The organism is Hydrotalea flava, assembly GCF_001623405.1.
Taxonomy (GTDB): Bacteria; Bacteroidota; Bacteroidia; order Chitinophagales; family Chitinophagaceae; genus Hydrotalea; species Hydrotalea flava.
Map to the genome: position 1 here is coordinate 15490 of NZ_LUHG01000065.1, position 25268 is coordinate 40757.

22 protein-coding genes are annotated in these 25268 nt (G+C 37.7%); 7 read left to right on the forward strand and 15 right to left on the reverse strand.

Annotation, left to right across the window (positions count from 1 at the left end):
* Positions 1-4: 4 nt before the first annotated feature.
* Positions 5-1411: a 3-isopropylmalate dehydratase large subunit gene (gene leuC / locus A0F92_RS06940; RefSeq protein ID WP_068243393.1), complete on the reverse strand. Its 1407-nt coding sequence runs from the start codon at positions 1409-1411 to the stop codon at positions 5-7.
* 229 nt (positions 1412-1640) lie between these two features.
* Between leuC and A0F92_RS06945 the strand changes: the two genes are divergently transcribed.
* Positions 1641-2048, forward strand: a complete 408-nt coding sequence (locus A0F92_RS06945; protein WP_068243706.1) for a hypothetical protein — start codon at positions 1641-1643, stop codon at positions 2046-2048.
* Here the strand turns inward: A0F92_RS06945 and A0F92_RS06950 are convergent.
* From A0F92_RS06950 to A0F92_RS06965, 4 genes are all read right to left on the reverse strand, one after another.
* Positions 2045-2656: a YceI family protein gene (locus A0F92_RS06950; RefSeq protein WP_167516883.1), complete on the reverse strand. Its 612-nt coding sequence runs from the start codon at positions 2654-2656 to the stop codon at positions 2045-2047. The two genes, A0F92_RS06945 and A0F92_RS06950, sit on opposite strands and share 4 nt — an antisense overlap.
* Positions 2657-2809: 153 nt before the next feature.
* On the reverse strand, positions 2810-4204 hold the full coding sequence (locus tag A0F92_RS06955; RefSeq protein WP_068243399.1) for a hypothetical protein: 1395 nt from the start codon (positions 4202-4204) through the stop codon (positions 2810-2812).
* 34 nt (positions 4205-4238) lie between these two features.
* Positions 4239-4841, reverse strand: a complete 603-nt coding sequence (locus A0F92_RS06960; RefSeq protein WP_068243402.1) for a YceI family protein — start codon at positions 4839-4841, stop codon at positions 4239-4241.
* A gap of 488 nt (positions 4842-5329) precedes the next feature.
* The gene (locus A0F92_RS06965) at positions 5330-6766 is read right to left on the reverse strand and encodes an NADP-dependent isocitrate dehydrogenase (RefSeq protein WP_068243405.1); all 1437 of its coding nucleotides are present in this window, start codon (positions 6764-6766) and stop codon (positions 5330-5332) included.
* Between the two features lie 86 nt (positions 6767-6852).
* Here A0F92_RS06965 and A0F92_RS06970 point away from each other — a divergent pair, with 86 nt between their 5' ends.
* The gene (locus A0F92_RS06970; RefSeq protein WP_068243407.1) at positions 6853-7776 is read left to right on the forward strand and encodes a LysR family transcriptional regulator; all 924 of its coding nucleotides are present in this window, start codon (positions 6853-6855) and stop codon (positions 7774-7776) included.
* A gap of 49 nt (positions 7777-7825) precedes the next feature.
* Here A0F92_RS06970 and A0F92_RS06975 read toward each other — a convergent pair whose 3' ends face one another.
* The 3 genes from A0F92_RS06975 to A0F92_RS06985 all read right to left on the reverse strand — a co-directional run bounded on the left by A0F92_RS06975 (position 7826) and on the right by A0F92_RS06985 (position 10506).
* Positions 7826-8209 (reverse strand): hypothetical protein, encoded by a 384-nt coding sequence (locus A0F92_RS06975; protein WP_068243412.1) that lies wholly within the window; start codon positions 8207-8209, stop codon positions 7826-7828.
* Between the two features lie 102 nt (positions 8210-8311).
* Positions 8312-9313 (reverse strand): Gfo/Idh/MocA family protein, encoded by a 1002-nt coding sequence (locus A0F92_RS06980; protein WP_068243708.1) that lies wholly within the window; start codon positions 9311-9313, stop codon positions 8312-8314.
* Positions 9314-9375: 62 nt separating this feature from the next.
* Positions 9376-10506, reverse strand: coding sequence for a redoxin family protein (locus A0F92_RS06985; RefSeq protein ID WP_068243415.1), 1131 nt, complete (start codon positions 10504-10506; stop codon positions 9376-9378).
* 243 nt (positions 10507-10749) lie between these two features.
* Between A0F92_RS06985 and mgrA the strand changes: the two genes are divergently transcribed.
* Entirely contained in the window at positions 10750-11748 is a 999-nt protein-coding gene (gene mgrA, locus A0F92_RS06990; protein ID WP_068243417.1) for an L-glyceraldehyde 3-phosphate reductase, read from the forward strand.
* 29 nt (positions 11749-11777) lie between these two features.
* The gene (locus tag A0F92_RS06995; protein WP_068243711.1) at positions 11778-12986 is read left to right on the forward strand and encodes a glycoside hydrolase family 27 protein; all 1209 of its coding nucleotides are present in this window, start codon (positions 11778-11780) and stop codon (positions 12984-12986) included.
* A 10-nt stretch (positions 12987-12996) separates the two neighbouring features.
* Here the strand turns inward: A0F92_RS06995 and A0F92_RS07000 are convergent, their stop codons facing one another.
* The 4 genes from A0F92_RS07000 to A0F92_RS07015 form a co-directional block, all read right to left on the reverse strand.
* Positions 12997-15384 carry a plasma-membrane proton-efflux P-type ATPase gene (locus A0F92_RS07000; protein ID WP_068243713.1) on the reverse strand — a complete coding sequence of 796 codons (2388 nt, stop codon included), beginning with the start codon at positions 15382-15384 and terminating at the stop codon, positions 12997-12999.
* Positions 15385-15405: 21 nt separating this feature from the next.
* Positions 15406-15861 (reverse strand): universal stress protein, encoded by a 456-nt coding sequence (locus tag A0F92_RS07005; protein ID WP_068243716.1) that lies wholly within the window; start codon positions 15859-15861, stop codon positions 15406-15408.
* A gap of 153 nt (positions 15862-16014) precedes the next feature.
* Positions 16015-16926 carry a diacylglycerol/lipid kinase family protein gene (locus tag A0F92_RS07010; protein WP_068243419.1) on the reverse strand — a complete coding sequence of 304 codons (912 nt, stop codon included), beginning with the start codon at positions 16924-16926 and terminating at the stop codon, positions 16015-16017.
* 54 nt (positions 16927-16980) lie between these two features.
* The gene (locus A0F92_RS07015; protein WP_068243422.1) at positions 16981-18030 is read right to left on the reverse strand and encodes a 3-oxoacyl-ACP synthase III family protein; all 1050 of its coding nucleotides are present in this window, start codon (positions 18028-18030) and stop codon (positions 16981-16983) included.
* A 268-nt stretch (positions 18031-18298) separates the two neighbouring features.
* Between A0F92_RS07015 and A0F92_RS07020 the strand changes: the two genes are divergently transcribed.
* Positions 18299-19288, forward strand: coding sequence for an aspartate-semialdehyde dehydrogenase (locus tag A0F92_RS07020; RefSeq protein WP_068243425.1), 990 nt, complete (start codon positions 18299-18301; stop codon positions 19286-19288).
* Positions 19289-19372: 84 nt separating this feature from the next.
* On the forward strand, positions 19373-20875 hold the full coding sequence (locus tag A0F92_RS07025) for a bifunctional ADP-dependent NAD(P)H-hydrate dehydratase/NAD(P)H-hydrate epimerase (protein ID WP_068243427.1): 1503 nt from the start codon (positions 19373-19375) through the stop codon (positions 20873-20875).
* Here A0F92_RS07025 and A0F92_RS07030 read toward each other — a convergent pair.
* The 3 genes from A0F92_RS07030 to ligA form a co-directional block, all read right to left on the reverse strand.
* On the reverse strand, positions 20872-21540 hold the full coding sequence (locus A0F92_RS07030) for a DUF2461 domain-containing protein (protein ID WP_068243430.1): 669 nt from the start codon (positions 21538-21540) through the stop codon (positions 20872-20874). The genes A0F92_RS07025 and A0F92_RS07030 overlap by 4 nt on opposite strands.
* A gap of 91 nt (positions 21541-21631) precedes the next feature.
* Positions 21632-22210 (reverse strand): HNH endonuclease, encoded by a 579-nt coding sequence (locus A0F92_RS07035; RefSeq protein WP_068243435.1) that lies wholly within the window; start codon positions 22208-22210, stop codon positions 21632-21634.
* Between the two features lie 13 nt (positions 22211-22223).
* The gene (gene ligA / locus A0F92_RS07040; protein WP_068243436.1) at positions 22224-24338 is read right to left on the reverse strand and encodes an NAD-dependent DNA ligase LigA; all 2115 of its coding nucleotides are present in this window, start codon (positions 24336-24338) and stop codon (positions 22224-22226) included.
* A 148-nt stretch (positions 24339-24486) separates the two neighbouring features.
* On the opposite strand from ligA, the gene A0F92_RS07045 reads away from it, so the two are divergent.
* A complete protein-coding gene (locus tag A0F92_RS07045) occupies positions 24487-25230 on the forward strand; it encodes an NUDIX hydrolase (RefSeq protein ID WP_167516884.1) in 744 nt (247 codons plus the stop codon).
* Positions 25231-25268: the final 38 nt, after the last annotated feature.

Below are 25268 nucleotides of genomic sequence, written 5' to 3' on the forward strand. Positions count from 1 at the left end.
AAAATTATTGCATTAACGCTCTTGGATCGGTAACCACACCTGTAACGGCGGCGGCGGCGGCCACCAATGGGCTGGCCAATAAAGTTCTGCTGCCGGGGCCCTGCCTTCCTTCAAAATTTCTATTGCTGGTGCTTACCGCATATTTACCTGCAGGAATTTTATCATCATTCATGGCCAGACAGGCAGAGCAACCGGGCTGCCGTAATTGAAAACCGGCTTCGGTTAATATATTTAAAATACCTTCTTCTTTAATTTGCTGTTCTACAATATGCGAACCGGGTACCAACCATGCAGTGATATTATCTGCCTTTTTACGGCCTTTCACCAATGAAGCAAATGCACGAAAATCTTCAATACGCCCATTGGTACAACTTCCCAGAAACACATAATCTACTTTCTTACCAAGTATGAGTTCATTTTCCTGAAAGCCCATATACTCTAACGATTTTTTGTAAGAGTTTTCACTGCCGGCAATTTCAGCAGCAGCCGGAATTTTTTTAGTAATACCGGTACCCAAACCAGGATTGGTGCCATAGGTAATTTGAGGTTCAATATCGGCAGCATTAAAATTGAGTTCTTTATCGAATGTAGCATCCTTATCGGATTTTAATGTTTTCCAATAAGCCAAAACCGAATCCCATGCAGCACCCTTGGGCGATTTCTCTCTTCCTTTTAAATACGCAAATGTGGTATCGTCAGGTGCAATCATTCCACCACGAGCTCCCATTTCAATAGACATGTTACAAACTGTCATTCTACCTTCCATGCTCATATTTTCAAACACCTCGCCGGCATATTCTACAAAATAACCGGTAGCACCACTTGCGGTAATTTGAGATATGATATACAAAGCAACATCTTTGGGCAATACCGCTTTTCCTAATTTACCATGCACATTAATACGCATTTTTTTAGGTTTAGGTTGCATGATACATTGCGATGAAAGTACCATTTCTACTTCAGATGTACCAATACCAAAAGCAATACAACCAAAAGCGCCATGAGTAGAAGTATGTGAATCGCCGCATACAATGGTCATTCCGGGTAAGGTAATACCATTTTCGGGCCCAATTACATGCACAATACCATTTTTAGGATTACCCAAACCCCAATGTGATATACCATATTTGGCAGCATTATCTTCCAAGGCTTTCAGCTGATTGGCAGAAAGTGGGTCTTGCACCGGCATGTGTTGGTTAATGGTGGGCGTATTATGATCAGCAGTAGCAAAAGTTTTGTCAGGAAACATCACAGATAGGCCTCTGTTTTTTAAGCCTAAAAATGCAACCGGGCTGGTTACCTCATGAATAAAGTGACGATCAATAAACAGAACATCAGGGCCATCATCTATATGTTGAACAACGTGTGCATCCCAAACTTTATCGAACAAGGTAGTAGGTGTAGTGCTCATGGAATTTAATTTTAAATACAAATCAAGCAATTAAAAACAAGAACGCAAAATTCGACAATTTTTAGCGATTTGGCAGGTTTTTTTAAATATTTATTTAAATATTGGGATTTTTATTAAATACTAACGAATGTTTGTCTGAAAATTAAAAGAAAATTTTATTATAGGAAACAAATCAACTTTGTATGCCACTTTTGTATAGCTTACAACAACTTATTATTTATTTATGTTTATGAAAAAAATATTCATCAACGGCATATTAGCTGGAATTATTCTAACCATTATCAGTTATGGAGGATTGTATTTATCCATCCGCTTCTTTCCTTTTTTGTTTGAAGAATACAATAACCCGCTTTTTCACTCAGATGGCAGTAGAGATGTTTTATTCTATTCGCATACCTTCATTATCAGTTTTGCTTTATCGTGGTTTTGGGAAAACCTTAAAACAATTTTTAGAGGAAACTTTTTATTCCGAGGTATACAATTTGGATGTACCTATACATTGGTAGGCGTTGTCCCTATTTTATGGATTACATTCGCCTCAATGGATGTAACACTGCTCATGGTTGGCAGTTGGCTATTGTATGCCTTTATACAGTCAATTATTGCAGGTATGTTCTTTGCAAAAAGAAATCCTTAGTGCATCAACTCCATTTTTAAAGTGAAGGCCACATCCAATTTTTCATTGGTTCGTATCATTCCACCTAATTTTCTGGGTGGTTCTAAATTAAAATCTGAAAAATTAACGGGTCTTGTACCAATCATATACAGCAGTGTAGGTGTAATAAAAGCATACTGATAGTTTACCTCAAATACTTTTTTTACACCAGCCATTTCAATGGATACATCACCCTTTATCCAGCCTTTTCCTGATTTTACATCGGGAATGGTATTTATGGATAAAAACTGAATAATTAAAGCAGGATATTTTTTTGCCTGCAATGTTTTACACAAGTCACTTGACATCATGGCATTGTGGCAATCAAAATCAGTTACCTGCAAAATAAGATTGCCTTTTAAAATACAAGATTCATTTTTTAAACTATTGCGATAAAAATAAAGGGTATCATTATTAATGTATTCAGGAATACGACAACTGAATTTATTGATATTGGTGCTTCCATTAACCACTAAGCTACTACCCCTCAGTACTAACCATTTTTCGATATTATTATTTACAGCAAGGCTGCTGAGTTCATTTTTTACTTGTGCAATAACAGATGCCTGACAAAACATCAGGATAATCAAAAAGACTTTCCATATATTTTTACAAAAAAGCATATAAAAAAATATGATTGTACAAGCGTATAAAAGTGAAATACTTCATATAATATACAATAAAAACAATCGGGGTAGCTTTCTACCCCGATTTAATTTTAACCTTTAAAATAAAGCACAATATTAAAATCCAACTACTGCTTCTACAACATATCCATAAAATTTACCTGTGCTTCTAAAATCGGCAGCAGGAAAATTATTGTAAACCTGATCCACATATTCTGCTTTCAGTAAAATATTTTTAGTTAAAAACCAACCACCGGCTATAGCAAAGCGATTAATGGTTACATCGTTGGTATACACAATGGGACCGGCTCCAGTTCCTCTTTGATTATTAACTAATGCTGCTTTTACTGTATTATAACGTACACCAACAAACAAATTTTCTGTTTTGCCAAAGCGGTATACACCATCAATAGCATATTGACTCATGCTTCTGTCAGATGTTTCAACAGCAGTTCTACCAGATGCAGCTTCAGCAGTACCAAACAATTCAAATCCTTTTACTTTAAGAAAAGTATTAAACATAACCGCATTAATTTTTTTGCTGAATCCCGGATTGAATCTTCCGGAAAATGCAAGAGGTGTACCTGCACCTGTAGTACTACTTGGATTTGCAGAAGCCTGTTCCATTACAAACTGATAGTTTGATCCGGTTCTATCGCCTCCAAATAATGTATTACCGCCGCTACTTTGATTGCCATAATAAGATAATGACATTCTTAAACGAACATTCTGCGCAACTGTTTTATCAAACCCTGCTTTTAAAAGTACGGAGGGTGATTTGTGTAAATTACCATCCGGATTACTGGCAGCATATAAAGAATCAATATTTCCTTTAATCATACCATTGGTTAAACCTACCATTCCAAAAAAGCCGTTTTTCTTTACATAAATTTCACCGCCAATTTCTGTTGCAAACTCATCTACAATATTATTTTCCATAAAGGGATTGTATAGGGCTTGTCCACCATCACTTCTGCGAAAATGGGCATCACCATAATCTACTTCAAAGTGCCCCATTTTAATGGTTGTAACTTTCATTATATCATCCCAAATTTTGCCCTTAAAAGGAAGTTTATTGAATTCAATAAATCCACCTTTTACCCAGGCTTCATTGTGGTGTTTAGATGATAAGTAAGTAGTAACATTTAAGCGAATACCATCTGCCAATTGCACATCCATATACAAATTGGCCATAGCTGTTTGAAAACCCGGTGTAATTACCTTTAATTTATTACCGGGTGTTGAAACGCCATTTACAAATGCACCGGCATTGTTATTGAGTGCACCAGGGTTTTCATCTTTTAAATTTTGAAATTGTTGTGTAAATGCTGCGCCCCATCTAACTTTTAATCCTTCAAATTTAACGGAGTCAGATTTTGGTTCTTCAAATACATTAATTCCGGATTTATCATATGGGCGTAAATATCCAATTTTAGGCTGTTGGGCTATTAATGTTACTGGTACAATGGTAGCCAGCGCAATAGCAAGTTGTTTTAAATGCATCTTTTTCATATACTTTTTAGTTTAGGTTATTTTAAGATATTAGTTAATCTTTTACAAGGGTTACATGAATAGTAAGGGTTACATCATTTCCTAACTTTAATGCACCGAACATGAAAGAAGGTGGCTTAATACCATAGTCGGTCATTTTTATTTTTTTGTTGGTAGTTAACTCTACTGTACCATTTACTGTTTTACATGCCAATTTTAAATCTGTATTTTGCGTTTTACCTGCGATGGTTAAATTTCCTAAAACATCAATAATGGTAATGCCATTGTTGTTTTGAACAGATACAACTTTTGTAACCTGAAATGTTATGTTGGGATATTTATCAGCCTGCAAAGCAGTATAAGTTCTATTATCCATCATTGAACCTTCTTTACTTTTAATAGACTTGGCCTCTACACTTACATAACCACTATTCAACGATTGAATGATGCCATTTTGTATTGAAAAGTCCGCATTCACAATAACATTATTGGCCTTTTCTTCCCAATCGTGCATAGTTGATGTGCCGGATATGACAAGATTTACCTGTTCGCTTTTATATTTACTTTGTGCTTGTAATTTGGAAGGGATAAACATTACAACCATTATTGCCATAAAGACTATTCCGGAAATTCGTTCTACTTTGTTAAACTGTTTCATAACTGAAAGTTTTGATGTTTTGAATAAGCCGACACAAAACTATTCTACCATTTATGTAGGAAACATGACAGATATCATTTAAAAAGATGATAGATATCAGTTCATTAAATTATGATATGCATAGTGCAGAAAGTAAAACAATACTCTGCAGTGACTAAAAGCGATAGTCATGATGCTATCGCTTTCAATCAATTGCATTATCAGTAATGATGCAATCCTTAATTTATTCTATTGCATTTCATGCCTGAATGGAATAAAGCATATTCGTATTTGCAAGCGGGGCAGTAAATACAGCTAATTATCCTATACAGATTGTATCTTTCTCACTTTTATAGATGTCTCTACTTTATTAGAAGTACATCCAATTTTATTTGAAATGGATTTTAAGCTTGAACCATTTGTACAATACGAGTCAAGGCATCTGCCGTTATATAATGATATTCATTATAAGTTTATCGGCAATACTATTCATTGAAAAATTATTTTATTTATTGGCCCTGCCCTAATGAAAAGCCTCTGATACCATTAAAAGTATATAAATTCTCGGTTTTAATAATATCGATTCCCTGTTCTGCTGCAGCATACAATAGCTGAACAATATCCAGCTTTTGAACTGTATGATTTGCTTTCGCATAAAACCGGCAACGCCAGTGATCGGTGCAAAAGGTTTCATCAAAACCATTGGGCCAAACTTTCGTACCACGGTTGGTAATTATTTGCAATTCAATTGAACCGGAATTTAGTTTTTGCAAGCGATCTGCAAGTGCTTCGGGTTGAATATCGGGACAATCCACAAAAACATCTACCCCTACCAACATTTTTTGTGATGGCGCTTTTCGATGATATACAGGAATGTTTAGCGCTATACCCTTTGCGTAGGAAACAGATGGAAGCAGTTTTGGTTTTTTTCCAAGCCTTTCAATAACAGCATTGGCAAATTCGGCAGTACCTGTCTTTTGAGTACTGAATCCTTCCTTATAAATGTCAAATGTATGTATTCCTTCTTCAATGGTAGCAAGCCATGCGTTTTGTATTTTTTCAGCTACTTCATTCTGGCCAATATGGTTTAACATTAAAATGGCGCCCTGAATTAACCCGGATGGGTTGGCTATATTCTTACCGGCAATATCCGGTGCAGAGCCATGAATGGCTTCAAACATGGCGCAGGTAGCACCTATATTGGCAGAGCCTGCCAAACCTACTGAGCCTGCTATTTCAGCAGCCACATCCGATAAAATATCGCCATATAAATTGGGCATTACAATTACATCAAACAGTTCAGGGCTATTGGCCAATTTTGCTGCACCAATATCAACAATCAAATGTTGATTTTCAATATCAGCGTATTCCTGTGCAATTTCATTAAATACCCGATGAAACAACCCATCTGTTTGTTTCATAATATTATCTTTTGTAAAGCAGGTAACCTTTTTTCTGCCGTATTGTTGAGCATATTCAAAAGCATATCGGATAATTTGTTCACAACCGGGTCTGGAAATTAATTTCAGGCATTGGACCACTTCATCTGTTTGCTGATGCTCGATACCTCCATACAAATCTTCTTCATTTTCACGAATAATTACCAAATCCATTTCCGGATGTTTTGTGCTAACATAGGGAAACATGCTTTTACATGGACGCACATTTGCATACAGGCCTAATGTTTTTCGGATACTAACATTCAAACTTTTGTAACCGCCACCCTGTGGGGTTGTAATGGGCGCCTTTAATAAAATTTTATTGTTTCTGATGCTTTGCCATGCCTGCTGATCAATTCCAGAACTGTTTCCCGCCAAATATACTTTTTCACCAATCTTTATTTCTTCAATTTCTAATTGTGCACCGGCTGCCATCATAATTTTTAACGTGGCATCCATAATTTCGGGGCCTATGCCATCGCCTTTTGCTACTGTTATTTTTTTCATATCTGTTTCATTGAACGGCGCAAAAGTATTGGCAGCTTTTCATTGTGTTTTATTTATCTTTATAATGAAATACATAAATATTATTTATGAATTACACTTTACATCAACTCATGGTGTTTTCAATTATTGCAAAAACACAGAGTATAACAAAAGCTGCAGAAGAATTAAATTTAACCCAGCCGGCAGTTTCCATTCAATTAAAAAACTTTCAGGATCAGTTCGATTTGCCTTTAACAGAAATCATTGGAAGAAAATTATTTGTTACAGATTTTGGAAAGGAAATTGCTGCAGCGGCCAATAATATTTTAGATGAAGTATATGCCATTAATTATAAAACACTTGCTTATAAAGGGTTGCTGAGCGGCAGACTTAAAATTGCGGTAGTTTCTACCGGCATTTATGTAATGCCCTATTTTTTAGAGGGTTTTATGCAACAACATCCGGAAATTGAATTATCATTAGATGTTACCAACAAAGCCAAAGTATTGGAAAGTTTAGAAAATAATGCCATTGACTTTGCAATGGTTTCTGTATTGCCGGAAAATATGGCCATTGAAAACATCCAATTACTTCAAAACAAATTATACCTTGTAAACAATACCGCACAAAACTTCAAACAAAAAAAACACAATATATCTGTACTGGAAAAAATGCCGCTCATTTTCAGAGAACAGGGCAGTGGTACCCGTTTAACCATGGAATTATTTTTTGAAAAACAACAACTAAAAGTGAAGCAAAAATTAGAGCTAACATCGAATGAAGCAGTAAAGCAGGCAGTTTTAGCAGGATTAGGCAGTTCCATTATGCCATTAATTGGTATAAAAAATGAGTTATTGAATGGAAGTCTTCAAATTGTTCCACTACAACATTTCCCAATTATTACAAACTGGCAATTAATTTGGCTGAAAGGAAAGAAACATTCCGCAATTGGAAAAGCATTGTTAAGCTATATTGCCCGTGAAAAAGATCAGATTATTGAAAAATATTTCAATTGGTATGAACAATATTAATCACTACTTCATCTTTCTTTTGTAAACAGATGAAGCATTGAAAATTAGATTAATTTTTTTTAATGTACGTTTTATTGCCATTTGAGTTGATATAATAATGGCCGCCACGTTTCCCTTCATAAATGGTTCTACCTTTATCATCTTTCCCAATTACTTTGTCGTTACCGGCAGCAGCCGTTGATGGAGCAGGCTTCGTATAACTTTTTGCGGACTTGGTTACAGGTGCTGCTGGTTTAGTGGTAACAGCTTTTGGAGCAGATTGCTTTTTTTCTTCAGTTGCTGCGGCTACTTTTGTTTTTTTAGCATTGATTTTAACGGCGTTTTCTTTTTTAGCTTTTGTTGTTTTTTTAGCAACGGTTTGTGCATTTGTTGCAGCAGGTATTACCATCATGGTTGCCATAGCAATTACAATACCCATTATTAATTTTTTCATACAAGGTTTTTTATGTGAAACAATAATTTGTTACAAGTTAGAAATTAAATTAGACAAATCATATATTATCACAAAAATTTTTTCATCTATAGTACTTTGTATTTACAAGGCATCTTCAGGGTAGTGTATGCCTGCTGTTGCACGAATAGCATCTAAAGTTTCCATCAATAACAAAGTGTCAGCATGTGCCATAACCGGGCTCTCTGTTAAACCCTGCTGCAGGCATTGGTTTACATGCCGTGCTTCGTATTGATACCCGAAACCGGATTCTTTTGGCACCTGAATTTCAGTTGTTTCGCGAATGGTGAAATGATAGTATTGAATGGTTGCAGAAGGCTCATAAAATCTGGATGTTAAACGAATACTACCGGCGGTTCCTGCAATTTCTGCCTCGGTAGGTAATGTTGTTACAAATGAAGAGAACAATTGTGCCATTGCACCATTGGGATAGGTAAACAAAACTGCACATTGCTCATCTACACCCGTTGCAGCATGAGGCACCATTACAGCCTGAATTTGCTGAGGCTTACCCAATATACTTAATGCCATAAAAACATTATAAATACCAATATCCATTAGGGTACCACCACCTAGTTTAAGATCGAACAAACGAGGCGAAACGGGAGCCTGTGGTTTAAACCCAAAGTTGATTAAGACAGATTGCAATACGCCTAATTTCCCTTCCTGAATCATCTGGATGAGTTGTTGATAATGCGGAAGAAATTTGGTCCATAAGGCTTCCATTAAAAATACTTTTTGTTTTCTTGCAAAATTTATCATTTCCGTGGCCTGCAAAGTATTAATGGCAAATGGCTTTTCACATAAAACTGCTTTACCATGTGCAATACACAACATGGTATGTTCATAATGGAAACTATGGGGCGTAGCAATATAAATTACATCTACCGATTCATCTTGTACCAATGCTGTATAATTATCATAAGCTTTTGATGCCTGATGCGTAGCAGCAAATGCAGCGGCTGCATCATAAGATCGTGCTGCAACTGCGTACAATACTGCATCATCTACTAATTTTAAATCGCTTGCAAACTTTGCGGCAATTTTTCCGCAACCAATAATTCCCCATCGAATTGTTTTTTTCATGTTTTTATTTTTTCCCATTAAATGTAGTAACGCTTTATGGTTAGGGTGTTACCATTTTATTTTTAATAATACCGCCCGATGTAGGGATTATCTACTATTGTTTTTTTCATCAAAGCAGGATCAATGGCTCCTTCTTTAGCATAAACAATTTTTCCGCCGGGCTCAACTAATATCGTGTAGGGAAGTGCGCCCTGCCAGTTGGGATCAATGGCTTCAATCAATTTATATTTGTCATCACTATTAAAAATATAATTGCGGGAGGAAGCCTGCTGCGATTTTAAAAACTCCAATGCCTTCATTTGTTTGGCTGGATCATCTGCACTAATGGAAATAAACTCAAAATCGCGGCCCCTATACATTCTATTAATGGTAATAAACTGCGAAAATTCAGTTACGCACGGGCCACACCAGGTAGCCCACACATTAATTAGTCGTAATTTATCTGAATGATTTTGTAATAAATACTGAATACTATCGGTGCTAATTGGATGTAATGTTACCGGTTCTGCCGCCCATTGTTGTTGTGCCAGAGTTATCCAATTACTTTTTTCGGCCCATTTAATTGAACAACCAAATACTTTGGTAGTAGTAACGGTAACGGGCTTGTTTTGCAAAAGTGCATCAATGGCATTGGCAGCATCAGTATGGTGTGGGGTTTTGCCCGGCTTTTCAACATCATCAACCCTTCCTGAATAACGTAATTTTCTTGCTGCATCAAAAATAAATACATGTGGGGTAGCAATGGGACCATATTTTTTAGATACCTCCTGATTATCGCCATCATATAAATAAGGAAAATTAAAATGTTTTTCGGAAGCCCTTATTTTCATTTCATCAAACGAATCGCTTAAGTCGGTATACCCTAATTCATCTAAACGAATCGATTTGGGATCATTCGGCATAATGGCAACCACGGCAACACCTTTATTTTTGTAGGTATTGGTTAATGCAATTATTCTGTCTTCATATGCCTGTGCAGTAGGGCAATGATTACAGGTAAATACAACCACTAAAATTTTAGCTTCTTTAAATGATGCCAAAGTATAATTTTTACCATCGGTAGCCGGTAAATTAAAATCGGGTGCAGCCGCACCAATGGCTAATGTAGGATGTTCATTCAAAAATAAATTGTCAGCAAAACTAATTTTAGCAATCGAAACCAATAAAAAAACAGGAATCAGGTACTTTAACATATGGCAATTTTTTAAATAAAAAGAACTGCAATTTCAGGTCCAAAAGGTACTTAGAAAAAAGGTAAAGACAAACAGTATCCTGAATAACCAAAACAATTTGATGAACATCAATTATTTTTAAACAAGTTTATCATATGCCTGTACTGTTTTAACTTAGTATCTTCTAAAACCTGAAGTTCAGCTACCTTTCCACAAATAACAACACTATTTACCAACTTTATTACACCTTTTAAACAAAACAAAATGCATTATTCAGCAAGCCTTCATCGCTACGATAACATGGAATATCGCAGATGCGGCAACAGCGGATTATTATTACCTGCCCTTTCATTGGGCTTATGGCATAACTTTGGAGATATTGACTCACAAGCCAATGCCCGTGCTATTTTACGCTTAGCCTTTGATAAAGGTATTACACATTTTGATTTGGCCAATAATTATGGACCCCCTCCGGGCAGTGCAGAGGCTAATTTTGGTAAAATTTTCAAAGAAGATTTTTTACCGTATCGTGATGAATTGATTATCAGCACAAAAGCCGGCTGGAAAATGTGGGAAGGGCCTTATGGTGACTATGGTTCAAAAAAATATCTGGTAGCCAGTATAGACCAAAGTTTAAAAAGAATGGGATTGGATTATGTAGATATTTTTTATCACCACCGTCCTGATCCTCATACACCTTTAGAAGAAACAATGGCTACCTTACACCTACTGGTTCAGCAAGGCAAAGCACTCTACGTTGGTATATCCAGTTATCCGCCTGCAGAAGCTGCCAAAGCATTTCAGCTACTACAACAAATGGGCACTCCCTGTTTAATACATCAGCCGCGTTATTCCATGTTAGACAGATGGGTAGAAGATGGTTTATTAGATGTATTAGAGAAAAATGGCGTTGGGTGTATTGCATTTTCGCCATTGGCACAAGGCGTTTTAACCAATAAATATTTAAAAGGAATACCTGCCGATAGCCGTGCGGCCAGCCATCGGGGCAATGGTGCTATTGAAGAAAATGTAATTACGCCCCAACTCATTCATAAACTGAATGCGTTAAATGAAATTGCAGACAAACGCAATCAGTCACTTGCACAAATGGCACTGGCATGGATTTTAAAAGACAAACGCATTACATCTGTATTAATTGGTGTAAGTAAACCCGAACAATTAACCGATTCATTAACAGCATTGCAACATTACTCTTTTTCAACAGAGGAGTTACAAAGCATTGAAGCGATTCTACATGCTTAAAATTGAATGATAATACATCAAAAAAATATATGAAAAAAATTACATTTATTTTACTATTTGCCTCTTTTTCACATGCCTATAGCCAAAAAACACAAGGCCTTGCTTTAACACCGCCATTGGGCTGGAACAGCTGGAATACATTTCAAACCAATATTAATGAACAGTTGGTAAAAGATATTGCCGATGTAATGGTATCCAGCGGCATGAAAGATGCAGGCTATGAATACTTGGTATTGGATGATGGATGGATGGCTATGGAACGCGATAAAAATGGAAATCTGGTAGCAGACCCCAAAAAATTTCCGCATGGCATAAAAGCTGTGGCTGATTATGTGCACTCAAAAGGATTAAAGTTTGGTTTGTACAACTGTGCAGGCACAAAAACCTGTGCAGGATACCCGGGTACCAGAGGCTATGAATACCAGGATGCCCGCTATTATGCAGCACATGATGTAGATTATTTAAAATTCGACTGGTGCAATACTGAAGGCATCAATGCAAAAGAAGCCTATACCACCATGAGTAAAGCATTGGCTACAACCGGAAGACCCATTGTTTTCAGCATGTGCGAATGGGGACAAAATAAACCATGGGAATGGGCTGAAAATGTGGGGCATTTATGGCGCACTACCGGCGATATATCAAACATATTTGCCGGAACCAAAGATATGGGCACCTGGCATGCGTTGGGTGTTTTAAAAATTATTGATTTACAAAAAGGGCTGCGTAAGTATGCAGGTCCGGGCCATTGGAATGATCCCGATATGCTGGAAGTAGGCAATGGCTTAACCGAAGCTGAAAACAGAGCACATTTCTCCATGTGGTGTATGCTGGCGGCACCGTTAATTGCCGGAAACGATTTACGAAACATGAGTACCGAAACAAAAAATATTTTAATTAACAAAGATGCCATTGCTGTTGATCAGGATAAAATGGGAATAGAAGGCTTTGCTTATGCAGAAAAAGACAGTGTGGAAACATGGCTTAAACCTTTACAAAACGGCGATTGGGCAGTATGTTTTTTAAACAGAAGCACGCACCCGGTGTCTTTTGAAATGAACTGGAAAGAAAAACCCATTTTCGATTCACTTTCAAAAGCTTCCTTAGATGCTGAAAAAAATTCTTATCAAATTTTTAATATCTGGTCAAAAAAAACCGAAGGCACTACCAATCATACATTCAAAGCAACAGTGGGTGCACATGATGTAGTGATGTTGCGCTTGAAGAAAGAAAATTAAATAATTTCTCTTAGGCTGCTGCTACGTCCAATGTTCGCAGCAGCCATACTTTTATAACATCGTTCACTATCAAATTACAAAACAAAAAATATAATACTGTACTAATTGCGGGCAATATTGGCAACGCAGTAAATCCGGTGAAACCAATTTGAAGCAATACCAGTACTACTGCCATATCTGCTATAATTACCCATAACAACGTTTTACTGATAGGTTCCTGATAAAACCTTTGGTTGGTTCTTACCGTTAATACAGCACAAATACCGGAATAAAATAACGTAGCAAAACCAAGTGTATGTGCAGTTTCGGGTTGTAATAGTTGAAAATAATGTGATGCCCATAAAAACCAAACCAAACATTCTGCAAAAAGTAAAACGCCTAATACAAAACCTTTTATCACCATAGGTTTTATATTCCAGTTAGCAGGCAACTTGCTCCATTGTACTTTATCGGTTGCCAATGCCAATACCACAAAATCAATTAAAAAAAGCATCAATACCATATCAATAGCTCCTACTACAAATGTTTTAGTAATAAGAAAGGCCCCACATACAAACAAAATAGTTTGTAGCGTTTTGGCAATTTTATTTACCGTATAATTAGAGATGCGCACATGGGTAATTCTGCCTACCCGTATTAAATCTACAATTTGTTTTAACCCATCCTGTAATAAAATAATACTGGCAGCCTGTTTGGCCACATCTGTTGCAGTACTAACAGCAATGCCTACTTCTGCCTGCTTTAATGCAGGTGCATCATTCACCCCATCACCCGTCATTCCTGTAATTTGCTTTTCTTGCTGTAATATTTTTACAATATTGTATTTATCTTCCGGCAATACTTCGGCAAAGCCATCATATTGCTGAATAATGGTACCGGAATGCTGCAATGCAGCTCTTACATCATTAATGGCAATAATTCTACTACCCACACCGGCCCGCAGTGCAATTTCTTTTGCTACGGGTAATGCATCGCCGGTTAACATTTTTACGGTTACACCCAACTCTTTAATAGCTGAAAGCATCCCGGCAGAATCAGGACGCGGCGGATCGTACAAAGCGGCTATGCCAACCAATTGTGTTGTATTATCTTTTTGAATAGCTACTGCAATTGTTTTAAATCCTTTACCGGCCCAGACTTCAACCGTAGCATCCAGTTCTGGTAATGATGGTGTACACAATGACTGAATGGTAACGTAGGCGCCTTTTAGTACAACAAATGTATCATTATTGTGTACAATCATTGCTTCGGTTCTTTTAGTAGCTGCAGAAAAAGGGACAAACGTTTTTTGCTGGTAAGTATTTGATGTAATTTCGGCAGTTTTAAATTTTTGAAAAAAAGCTTCATCAATAGCATCATTATTGGCCGCTACCGAGGCAAGCATGCCATACAACAATACTTCATTTTCAGAAAAGCCTTTAGCAGCCTTCATTTCCTGCAAGGAAAGTTTATTCTCGGTAATGGTACCGGTTTTATCAATACACAGCGTGGTTAAAGTGGCAGCATCTTCCGTTGCACTTAAGCGGCTTACCAGCAAACCCTTTTCAGACAGCTCCTGCGATGCTTTGGCCATGCTGATGGTAAACATAGCAGGTAACCCAATAGGTACTGCTGAAACCAACAATATTAAAATAAGCGGCAATGTGGTTAAAAAAAAAGCACCACCCAATAACGCATCCAATACAGTTATTCCCAACACCACCACCACAATTGAAAACAAAATTTGCACCACCTTTCCCACAATTTCTTCCATGTGCATTTTATGTTTGGCTGCCATAATTAAACCGGCAGTTTTACCAAAAACCGTATTGGCTGCAGTGGCTGTTACCAAAGCTGTACACTCACCATTTTTAACAATAGAGCCGGAATAAATATTATCATTCGCTGCAGCTTTAATTAAAGCTGACTCGCCGGTTAAAGCCGATTTATCCACCTGAATATTGCCCTCAATAATTTGCATATCGGCTACAAGAAAATCGCCGGTTCTGATTCTGAGTACATCACCCGGAACAATTGCTCTGGAGGGAAGATTGACCCAAATTGCATTACGCAAAGCCCTTACCATAACAGTTAATTTTGTTTTTAACGACTCAACCGTTTTAGCTGCTTTTAACTCTTGCAAAAAACCAAGCAAGCCATTAAAAAATAATAATCCGGCAATTAACCAACCGTCAAAATTACGATGCAATATAAAAGAAATAACAACAGTTGCTTCCAGCATCCAGGCAGTTAATCCCCAGAAATGGCGGAGGAACAATAAAATAGCAGATGGTTTTTTCTCTACTACCTCATTGGCGCCATATTTTAAATGCAAGGCAGCTACCTGTGCATCTGAAAGCCCGGTTCGTACATCTGTACCAAACGCCTTCATTTGATCTTGCAGGGATACATCAGACATATATACCAATTTAATGAACCGTTACTGACCAGTTGGAATGATGAACAAAGGTTTTTTGGTGTATTTTAAAATTTTAGCCGGAACATTGCCCATTAACAAAGTATCTAAACCGCTGTGGCTATGTGAGCCCAAAACAATAATATCTGCTTTGTATTCATCGGCATAAGACAGAATTGCATCTGCAGTATCTCCTTCTAAAATCATAGTAGGTATGTTACCATCACCTACATGCAAAGCAGCGGATGACAAAAACTGGCGTGCCTGTTTTTTTAATTCTTCCACCAATTCAATTGTATTAGCCGTATTAAACCCACCAAATCCCATGATAGGTGAATAATCAACAGAATAATATCCGGCATCTGCCACCACATGCACCAAACAAACCTCGGACTGCATGGCTTTGGCTAACTGATAACCTTGTTCGGCAATAAACTGGGCGGAAGGATTGTAATCGAGGGCAATTAATACTTTTTTCATAAAATGATTTTTAATACTTTCAATAAAAACAGCATTTTCAAAGGCATACAAACAGGCATTGCTGCTATACCATGTTTGTGTTTAAATAGACTTGTAAGGTATAAATTTTAAAAGATACCAGCTATTTTTAGCCAGTAAAAAATGTATAAAAAATTAGTTTAATGCATTGGGCTGTAATAACTCAAATGCATTTTGAACAATATTTACTTCAATGGTATCATTGGTATCTACCGGTTCGCCATCAATATGCATAGGTGCATGTTTTAAATTACTGATGGTAACTGCCGGTGTTTGAAAATAGATGACATTTTTGTGTGTAATTTCATCTACCAATTCCTGCAGGCGGTTATTTCCCTTAATTTGTTTCAGTAAAGCAAATGGAATTTTGGCTTTATTCATCTTTTGTATAATCACAATATCCAACAAACCATCATTTAAACTGGCAGCAGGTGCAATGGTTAAATTATTTCCAAACTGATTGCTGTTGGCAATGGTAATGGCAAAAGCATCGGTATAAAATGAAAAATCGTTCAGCTTCACTTCAAATTGAAAGGGCTGTGCTTTAAAAAAATTAATGAGGCTTTCTTTGGTATAAGTAAATAACCCTCTTTTAGAATTCATTGCAAACCTGTGGGCTACTTGTGCATCAAAACCTAACCCACTCAACATACAAGAGTAATGCTGGTTTAAAGTAAAAGCATCCACCGGCTTCGCCTTCCCATTAAAAATTACTGCTAATGCTGCCTTTGGTTTTTTGGGAATATTTGCCGCAAATGCCAATCCGTTACCCGAGCCTACAGGTATTATTCCAAATTGTACTTTATTATTTCGTAAGGCTTGTGTAACCTGATTAACAGTTCCATCTCCTCCGGAAATTACCACATCGGTAAATCCTTCGTTTTCTATTTTATCTTTCACTACATCGTAATTCCCAATTGGTGAAGTAGATAAAATTTCAAAAGGAATATTTCGGGCACTTGTTTCAGATTCAATTAAATGAATAAGGGCATCTTTTTTAGTGGTACCTGAAATGGGATTCACTAAATAAATAATTTTACGGGCCATGTTTGCAACAATTAGAAAATAGAGGATACAAATGGAATGAAACCGAAGCAGGCATTACCATTTTAGTAATGCACTTGCCCAGGTAAATCCGCTGCCAAAAGCAGCCAAACAAACAAGATTACCTGTTTTTATTTTGCCTTGCTCCCAAGCTTCGCAAAGGGCTATGGGTATAGATGCCGCTGTTGTGTTGCCATAATGCTGAATATTATTGTATACTTTTTCATCGGGCAATCCCAATTGCTGTTGTACAAACTGCGCTATGCGTAAATTGGCCTGATGGGGGATTAACATATCCAAATCGGCCGGCTGATAATCATTGGCCTGCAGGGCCTCTTTAATTACTTCCGGAAATTTTACCACTGCTTTTTTAAAAACGGCGGGGCCATCCATGAACGGAAAATTTTCTGCATTGTCGATCATAGCATGACTCATAAACATATCTGCAATGGGTGCATCATTAAAGGTTGCATAATTTTTAGTGCCCCAATGGTTGGCATGGGTTCCGGGATTGTACATGGCTAAAATTTCAGCCGATTCACCATCACTATGCAAGTGTGTACTTAAAATTCCACGATTTGTATCTTCACTTGGCTGCAGCACCACGGCACCAGCACCATCACCAAAAATAACACTTACATTACGACCACGGGTGCTAAAATCTAAACCAAAGCTGTGTTTTTCAGAACCTACCACCAATATATTTTTATACATGCCGGTCTTTATAAACTGGTCTGCTACACTTAATGCATACACAAATCCACTGCATTGATTTCTGACATCCAAAGCACCCACTTCTTTCATTTTTAAAGCACGTTGCAATAAAACACCGCAACCGGGAAAATAATAATCGGGTGAAAGGGTGGCAAAAACGATAAAATCAATGTCCTGAGGCGTAATTCCGGCACGCTCAATGGCTATTTTAGCGGCTTCTACACCCATTGTAGTTGTGGTTTCATTGGTACGGTGTGCATATCTACGCTCTTTTATTCCTGTTCTTTCCTGTATCCAGGCATCACTGGTATCCATGTATTGCAGCAAATCATTGTTCGTTATCACTTGTTCAGGAGCATACATGCCAATACCAGCAATTGCAGATCGTATCATAATTCTCAATTTAGAAGTGAAGGTAAAGGAAAATAATTTTGACAGAATGAATTTTGAGTCTATTTTCGCACCCGCAATGAATAAAGTAATCTATACCAAACGTACCAAGAAACCTGTTTAGCGGGAAGGTACTTTGTTTGTGTATAGGCAACATAAATTAAAACCTTCCCTTCAACGGAAGGTTTTTTTATTGTTACACTTCATTCAATAAACATAACACAAAGCGTTAGAGCAAGCAAACATCATTCATTCACAAAAAAAACAAACAATGAAAGTAGCCGTAGTTGGAGCTACCGGTTTAGTAGGCTCAAAAATGTTACAAGTTTTGGAAGAAAGAAACTTCCCCGTTACTGAATTAATTCCCGTTGCCTCTGAAAAATCTGTTGGCAAACAGGTTATTTTTAAAGGGAACCCACACACTGTAGTTGGTATGGAGCAGGGCATTGCAGCCAAACCGGCTGTTGCTATCTTTTCTGCAGGCGGTGGCACTTCATTAGAATGGGCACCCAAATTTGCAGCAGCAGGCATTAAGGTAATTGACAATTCCAGTGCCTGGCGTATGGACCCTTCTAAAAAACTAGTAGTGCCTGAAGTAAATGCCAACGTGTTAACCAAAGATGATTTTATTATTGCAAATCCCAATTGTTCTACCATTCAAATGGTAGTTGCTTTGCAACCCCTTCACAAAGCCTATACCATACAACGTATTGTGGTAAGTACATACCAAAGTGTTACCGGCACAGGCAAAAAAGCGGTTGACCAGTTAATGAATGAAAGAAAAGGTATTCAGGGAGAAATGGCTTATAAATACCCCATCGACTTAAATGTAATTCCTCAAATTGATGTGTTTTTAGACAATGGTTACACCAAAGAAGAAATGAAAATGGTGAATGAAACCAAAAAAATTATGCAGGATGACAGTATTCGCGTAACGGCAACCACCGTTCGTATTCCGGTAGTGGGCGGGCATAGCGAAAGTGTAAATATTGAATTTGAAAAAGAATTTGATGTAGCGGAAGTAATAAACTTGTTGAACAAAGCACCCGGAGTAATTGTACAACAGGATGATGCTGCTCAATTGTACCCCATGCCACTTTGGGCGCATGAAAAAGATGAAGTTTTTGTTGGCCGCATTCGCAGAGATGAAACACAGCCCAAAACTTTGAATATGTGGGTAGTGAGCGATAACCTGCGCAAAGGTGCTGCTACCAATGCCGTTCAAATTGCCGAATACTTAATGGCTAATCATTTGCTGTAGTATTATGGATTTTATTTTTTTTACACCTTCCTTAAAGTTTTAAACCGGCGGGAAGGTGTAATTTTTTTGGAATAAATTTAGGGTATGAAGTTATTATCGGCTGCACAACTGCAACAATGGGATGCATTTACCATGCAACACGAACCCATTGCATCTATCCATTTAATGGAACGGGCAGCATTAGCCTGCACCAAATGGCTATTACAGCAAAATTTTATACAACAACCTGTTTTTATTTTTTGCGGCAAAGGCAATAATGGAGGCGATGGATTAGCCATTGCTCGCCAATTATTTGAGGCCGGCATTATACCATCCGTTTATATTTTGGAATTTGGCAGGCCAGGTACCGATAATTTTCAGGAAAATTTACACCGGCTGCATATATTAGGTCTGGCTGTTCAATATATTTCTACAGAAGCTTTATTACCAATTATTCCTGAAAATGCAGTGATTATTGATGCATTGCTCGGTGCAGGACTGAATAAACCACTAAGTGGCTTATATGCAATAATTGTACAGCATATCAATAAAGCTCATTCAACAATAATATCCATCGATGTTCCTACAGGTATGTTTATTGATAGTAGTATAAATGGGGGTACCGTTGTAACTGCCCGGCATACCCTTTCTTTTCAATGCTATAAATTGTGTTTTTTGGTAGCTGAAAATGCGCCCTATTTTGGGAAAGTACATATTTTGGATATTGGGCTACACCCCCAATTTCTACAAAAATTGGATACTACATTTTCAATGATTGAATTGGATGGCATACAACAATGCATTTCCGTTAGAAATCCGTTTGCACATAAAGGCACATTTGGACATGCATTACTCATTGCAGGCAGTACAGAAAAAATGGGTGCTGCACTCATGGCAACGGGTGCTGCCTTGCGAAGCGGATGTGGATTGGTTACCACTCAGGTGCCTGCTCAAGCTGCTGCTACATTAAATATTCGCTATCCTGAGGCAATGCTATTAATGAGAGAAGCGGGCTTGAATGATTTTACCCCTTATACATCGGTAGGTATTGGCCCCGGATTGGGTGTGAATGATGCATCAGCATTACTGCTTCAACAGCTAATAGCGCATTATAATCAACCTATGGTTATTGATGCAGATGCCCTCAACATTGTAGCACAACATAAAGATTGGTTGCAACAATTACCAGCCGGAACCATTCTTACACCACATCCTAAAGAATTTGACCGGGTATTTGGTACATCGGCTAATGAATTTGAAAGAATTGAAAAAGCAGTGCAATTATCTGCTGCCCTTGCCATTACAGTGGTTTTAAAAGGTCATTATACATTAGTAGCACATCAGGGAAAGGGTAGTTTTAATACCAGTGGCAACGTTGGATTAGCCAAGGGCGGTTCCGGCGATGTTTTAACCGGCATTATTACAGCTTTACTGGCACAGGGTTATGCGCCGCAAACAGCTGCACAATTAGGTGTGTATTTACATGGATTGGCAGCTGATCTGGCATTAGAAATGCAGTCGGAAGAAAGTTTACTGGCAACCGATGTAATTGAAAATTTAGGAAAAGCATTTTCTTATTGCAAACCGACTGACTTTTTGAATCATTAACCTTCAATAGCACGATTTAAAAAATGAATAACCGGTTGCAGTGCTTCAAAAGCCCGGATAACTTTTTGAAGCAGGACTTTATTAGTTAAATCCTCATCCGATAAGGGTTTTGTGGCAATCCAGCTTTTTAATTTTAAATAAGCAATGGCCGGATTGTCTTTATTATAACCTTTGGGCTCACGCTGTAAAAACATGCCTTCTTCTCTGCTTAAATCGCCGTACTGCTGCCGAAAAGGTTTTGCTTTGATGAGGCTTTCCCATTCATCCCAACAATAATCAATTTCCTGCCGTACTTTTTGGATCACTTCCTTTTCCGGCATCCAGAGGCCGCCACCTACAAAACTTTTTCCAGGTTCCAAATGAAAATAATAGCCTGCCAGGATTGATTTTTTGCCACCCTTGCTAAATGCAGCGCCCATATTGGTTTTATAAGGACTTTTATTGGTACTGAAACGCACATCGCGATTGATGCGAAAAATACAATCTTTGGGATGCAGCGGCAATAAATCGGGTTCCACCTTTGAAAAACCGGATAGTATTTGTGTTGTGAATGCAATAAAATCGGCTCGTGCCGCATCGTATTTTACTCTGTTTTTATTGAACCACTCTTTGTTATTGTGCTTTGCCAAATGTTGCAGAAAACGGAGGGTAGATAGTTGTAACATATACAAATAAAAATGTTAACAAGAAACGCAAATGGAATTCCGTTAACAAAACAAAGTATTGAATAAAATATTTTTTCGATTCAAAAATAGGTTACACTTTAACGTGGCCCCAGTTTTCGCCCCGCTTAATACGTGTAATGGCCATTTCGCTTACGCCATATTTCTCGGCCAATTGCTTATAGGTTAATTTACGCTTAGGGTTAGCCAGCATTTTTTTAATATCCTTCACCTGAGCAAGGGTTAACTTCAATCCCTTTTTAAGTTCAGATGTTCTTTGAAGCAGTTTTTTTCTGGCTGCTTTTACACGTGGGTTATTTTTATTGTGCTCAATCACTTCTTCCTGAGTAGCCCATTTTAAATTTTCGGCACGGTTGTCTTTTTTATTATGATTGAGATGAATAATAAATTTTTCGTTTGCCTTAGGTTTTTTCAGGAATAACTCGCCCACAGCTCTGTGTAAAAGAAAATGGGTATAACTATCCTTTACTTTCAGGCGAATGATGCGATAACCCTCTATCGCAGAGCCTTTTAGCAGGGTGCCGTCTTTTTTAAAATTGGTAGTAAAAGAGGCAATTCTTCCCATGTTGCTTACCATGTACTTTTTTTGAAGGGCATCTGAGTTCGTAAAGGAGAACTGGCGCCACTTTTCGTTGGGTAGGTGTTCAAACATAGTTAAAGGTTATTTATTGTTGCAATAAAGATAGAAATTCATTTTCATCAATTATCTTAATTGTATTAATCTTTTTTGCTTTTTCCAGTTTTCCTCCCGCATCTGCCCCAACTACCAGGTAATTCAGCTTACTACTAACACTGCCAACAATAACGCCCCCCCGTTGTTCTACCATTTCTTCTGCCTCACTTCTTTTAAATTTGGTAAGTGTACCTGTAAATAAAAAACTTTGCCCTTGCAGGCTGCTGCTTTGCGTTTCTGTTCGTTTTTCGTTGTAACACTGAACACCCAAAGCCTCTAATTCTTCTAACATAGCCATATTTTGGCGATTGCTAAAAAAATGACGAATACTGTCTGCTACTTTAACGCCAACATCTTCTAATTGTTGTAATGCCAATGTATCCATTTTTTCTAAATCGAACAAATGGGTAACGGCATTAGCCAGTGTTTTGGCGGTTGTTTCACCTACAAAACGTATACCCAACGCATAAATTAACCGATGTAGTGGTTGCTTTTTAGAGGCTTCAATGGCTTGCTGTAAATTATCAACCGACTTTTTTCCGAATCCTTCCAATTGTGCAATAGCAGAAAAATCGAGTTTATAAATGCCCGGAATATCTTTCAACAGCCCTAATTCATAAAAACGCCTGATATTGGCTTCTCCCAGGCTTTTAATATCCATGGCATCTTTACTCACAAAATGAACCATTCTTTCTACCACCTGGGCCTTACATTCTATGTTTACACAACGCCAAACCGCTTCACCGACTTCTTTAAATAGTGGGCTATTACATACTGGGCAATGTTTTGGAAAATGAATTGTTTTTTCATGGCCGGTTCTGAGTTCAGGTAAAGATTTTACAATTTGCGGTATTACATCTCCGGCTCTTTCAATTAATACCGTATCACCAATTTTCAAGTCTTTTTCTTTGATGTACTCTTCATTGTGTACCGATATACTAGATACCGTTACTCCGCCAATGGCTACCGGCGTTAGCTTTGCCACCGGTGTAATGGCGCCGGTTCTACCTACCTGAAACTCTATCGCATTTAAAACGGTAGTGGCCTGACGTGCTTTAAACTTATAGGCAATGGCCCACCGTGGGTGGTGACTGGTCATTCCTAATAAATCCTGTAAGGCCAAACTGTTTACTTTTACTACCATGCCATCAATTTCGTAGGGAAGTGTATCTCGCAAATGTTCAAATGCTTCTACCTGTTCTATTACTCCATCAATACCTTGTACTATTTTCCGCTCTTTTACCGGTGCATGCAAGCCACATTCCCAAAGCAGTTGTAACATGCCTGCATGGGTTTGCAATAAAGCAGATGCCATTGAGCCATTATCTGTAAATTTTGTATAGTAACTAACATGATATAAAAAAGCTTCCAGATTTCTTTTGGCCACCTCTTTCGGGTCTTTCATTCGTAAACTACCCGAAGCGGCATTTCTTGGATTGGCCATAATGGGCAAGCCTTGTTCAGCTAATTTTTCGTTATACAGTTCAAAGGCGTGTTTGCTCATAATTACTTCTCCCCTTATTTCTATTAACTGAATACCATGTTTAGAAAAAGGGGCCGTTAAGGGGATAGAACGAATTTGTTTGATGTTGTTGGTAATATCCTCTCCTTCTACCCCATCACCACGGGTAACAGCCCGAATTAAAATATCGTTTTCATATACCAGTGAAATGCCGGCACCATCAAATTTTGGTTCCAGTGTATATTCAACCACGGACAAATTGATCAATTCCCGTACTTTTCTATCCCAGTCTAACAAATCGGCTTTATTATAACTGTTTTCCAAACTTAACATGGGTACCAAATGGGCTACCGTTAAAAAGGTTTGATTCAAACTATTACCCACCCGTTGTGTAGGCGAAACAGGCGTAATTAATTCCGGATGCGCTTTTTCAGTTTTTTCTAATAACTTATACAACCTGTCATATTCATAATCACTAATCAGGGGGGTATTGGCTACATAATATTGGTATTCATGAAATCGCAATACTTCACGCAGCTCTTCAATATTTGCAGCAGCATGCTGCATTGCATCAGGCGCCGATTCCTTTTGAAGCCATTGTTGTGTTAAATGTGATAAAATATGAATATGCTCAGTGTTATACATGCTAAAAAATTAACTTCAAATTTACAGCCTTGCACATAAATTCAATTTTTTTGCCCATGTAAAATTTACACAATGCCTAAAAGTATTACCTTCATTGCCCCAAAATTCCCATACATTTTTTAAGATGTAAGGAAAATACTTGCCAACAATGAAACTGAACAACCACCAAACCGAATTGCCGGAGAAACGGCCACTGATTACCGATGTTCATGCCTTAGTTAATTCCTATCCCCGTGTACCTATTACGGTTGACTGTGTAATATTTGGGTTTGATGGACAGGACCTGAAGGTTTTATTAATTAGAAGTGACCTGGAAATGTACAAAGGTAAATGGACTTTGCTGGGCGATTTTGCAGAAGACAATGAAGAATTGGATGATGCCGCTTACCGGGTACTGAAAGTAAGAACAGGCATGACAGATGTATATTTAGATCAGGTACGCACTTTCAGCAAACCCAACAGGCACCCTGGCGGAAGGGTATTAACCGTTGCCTATTGCTCACTGTTAAACATTCAGCACCACGAAGTGAAAATATTGGACAATGAGTTGCACTGGCATAGTGTAAATTCTATTAAAGAAATGGCTTTTGACCATAAAGAAATTTTAGACACCTGCCATCAGTGGTTACAAAAAAGAATTCAGGAGCATCCATTGGGCTTTAATTTATTACCAGAAAAATTCTCCCTTCGTGAATTACAGAATTTATATGAAGCCATTTTAGGCATACAATTAGACCGACGCAATTTCAGAAAAAAATTTGCTGCCATGGGGTTGTTGATTGATGTGGGTGAAATGGAACAGGATGTGCCGCATCGTCCCGGGAAACTTTATAAATTCAATTTCCAGAAATACGAAAAGAATAAACGCAAATGGATTGGTATTGATTTCTAAAAAAGGTTCCATAACTTTCCGTTGCAAGAAAAGCACTT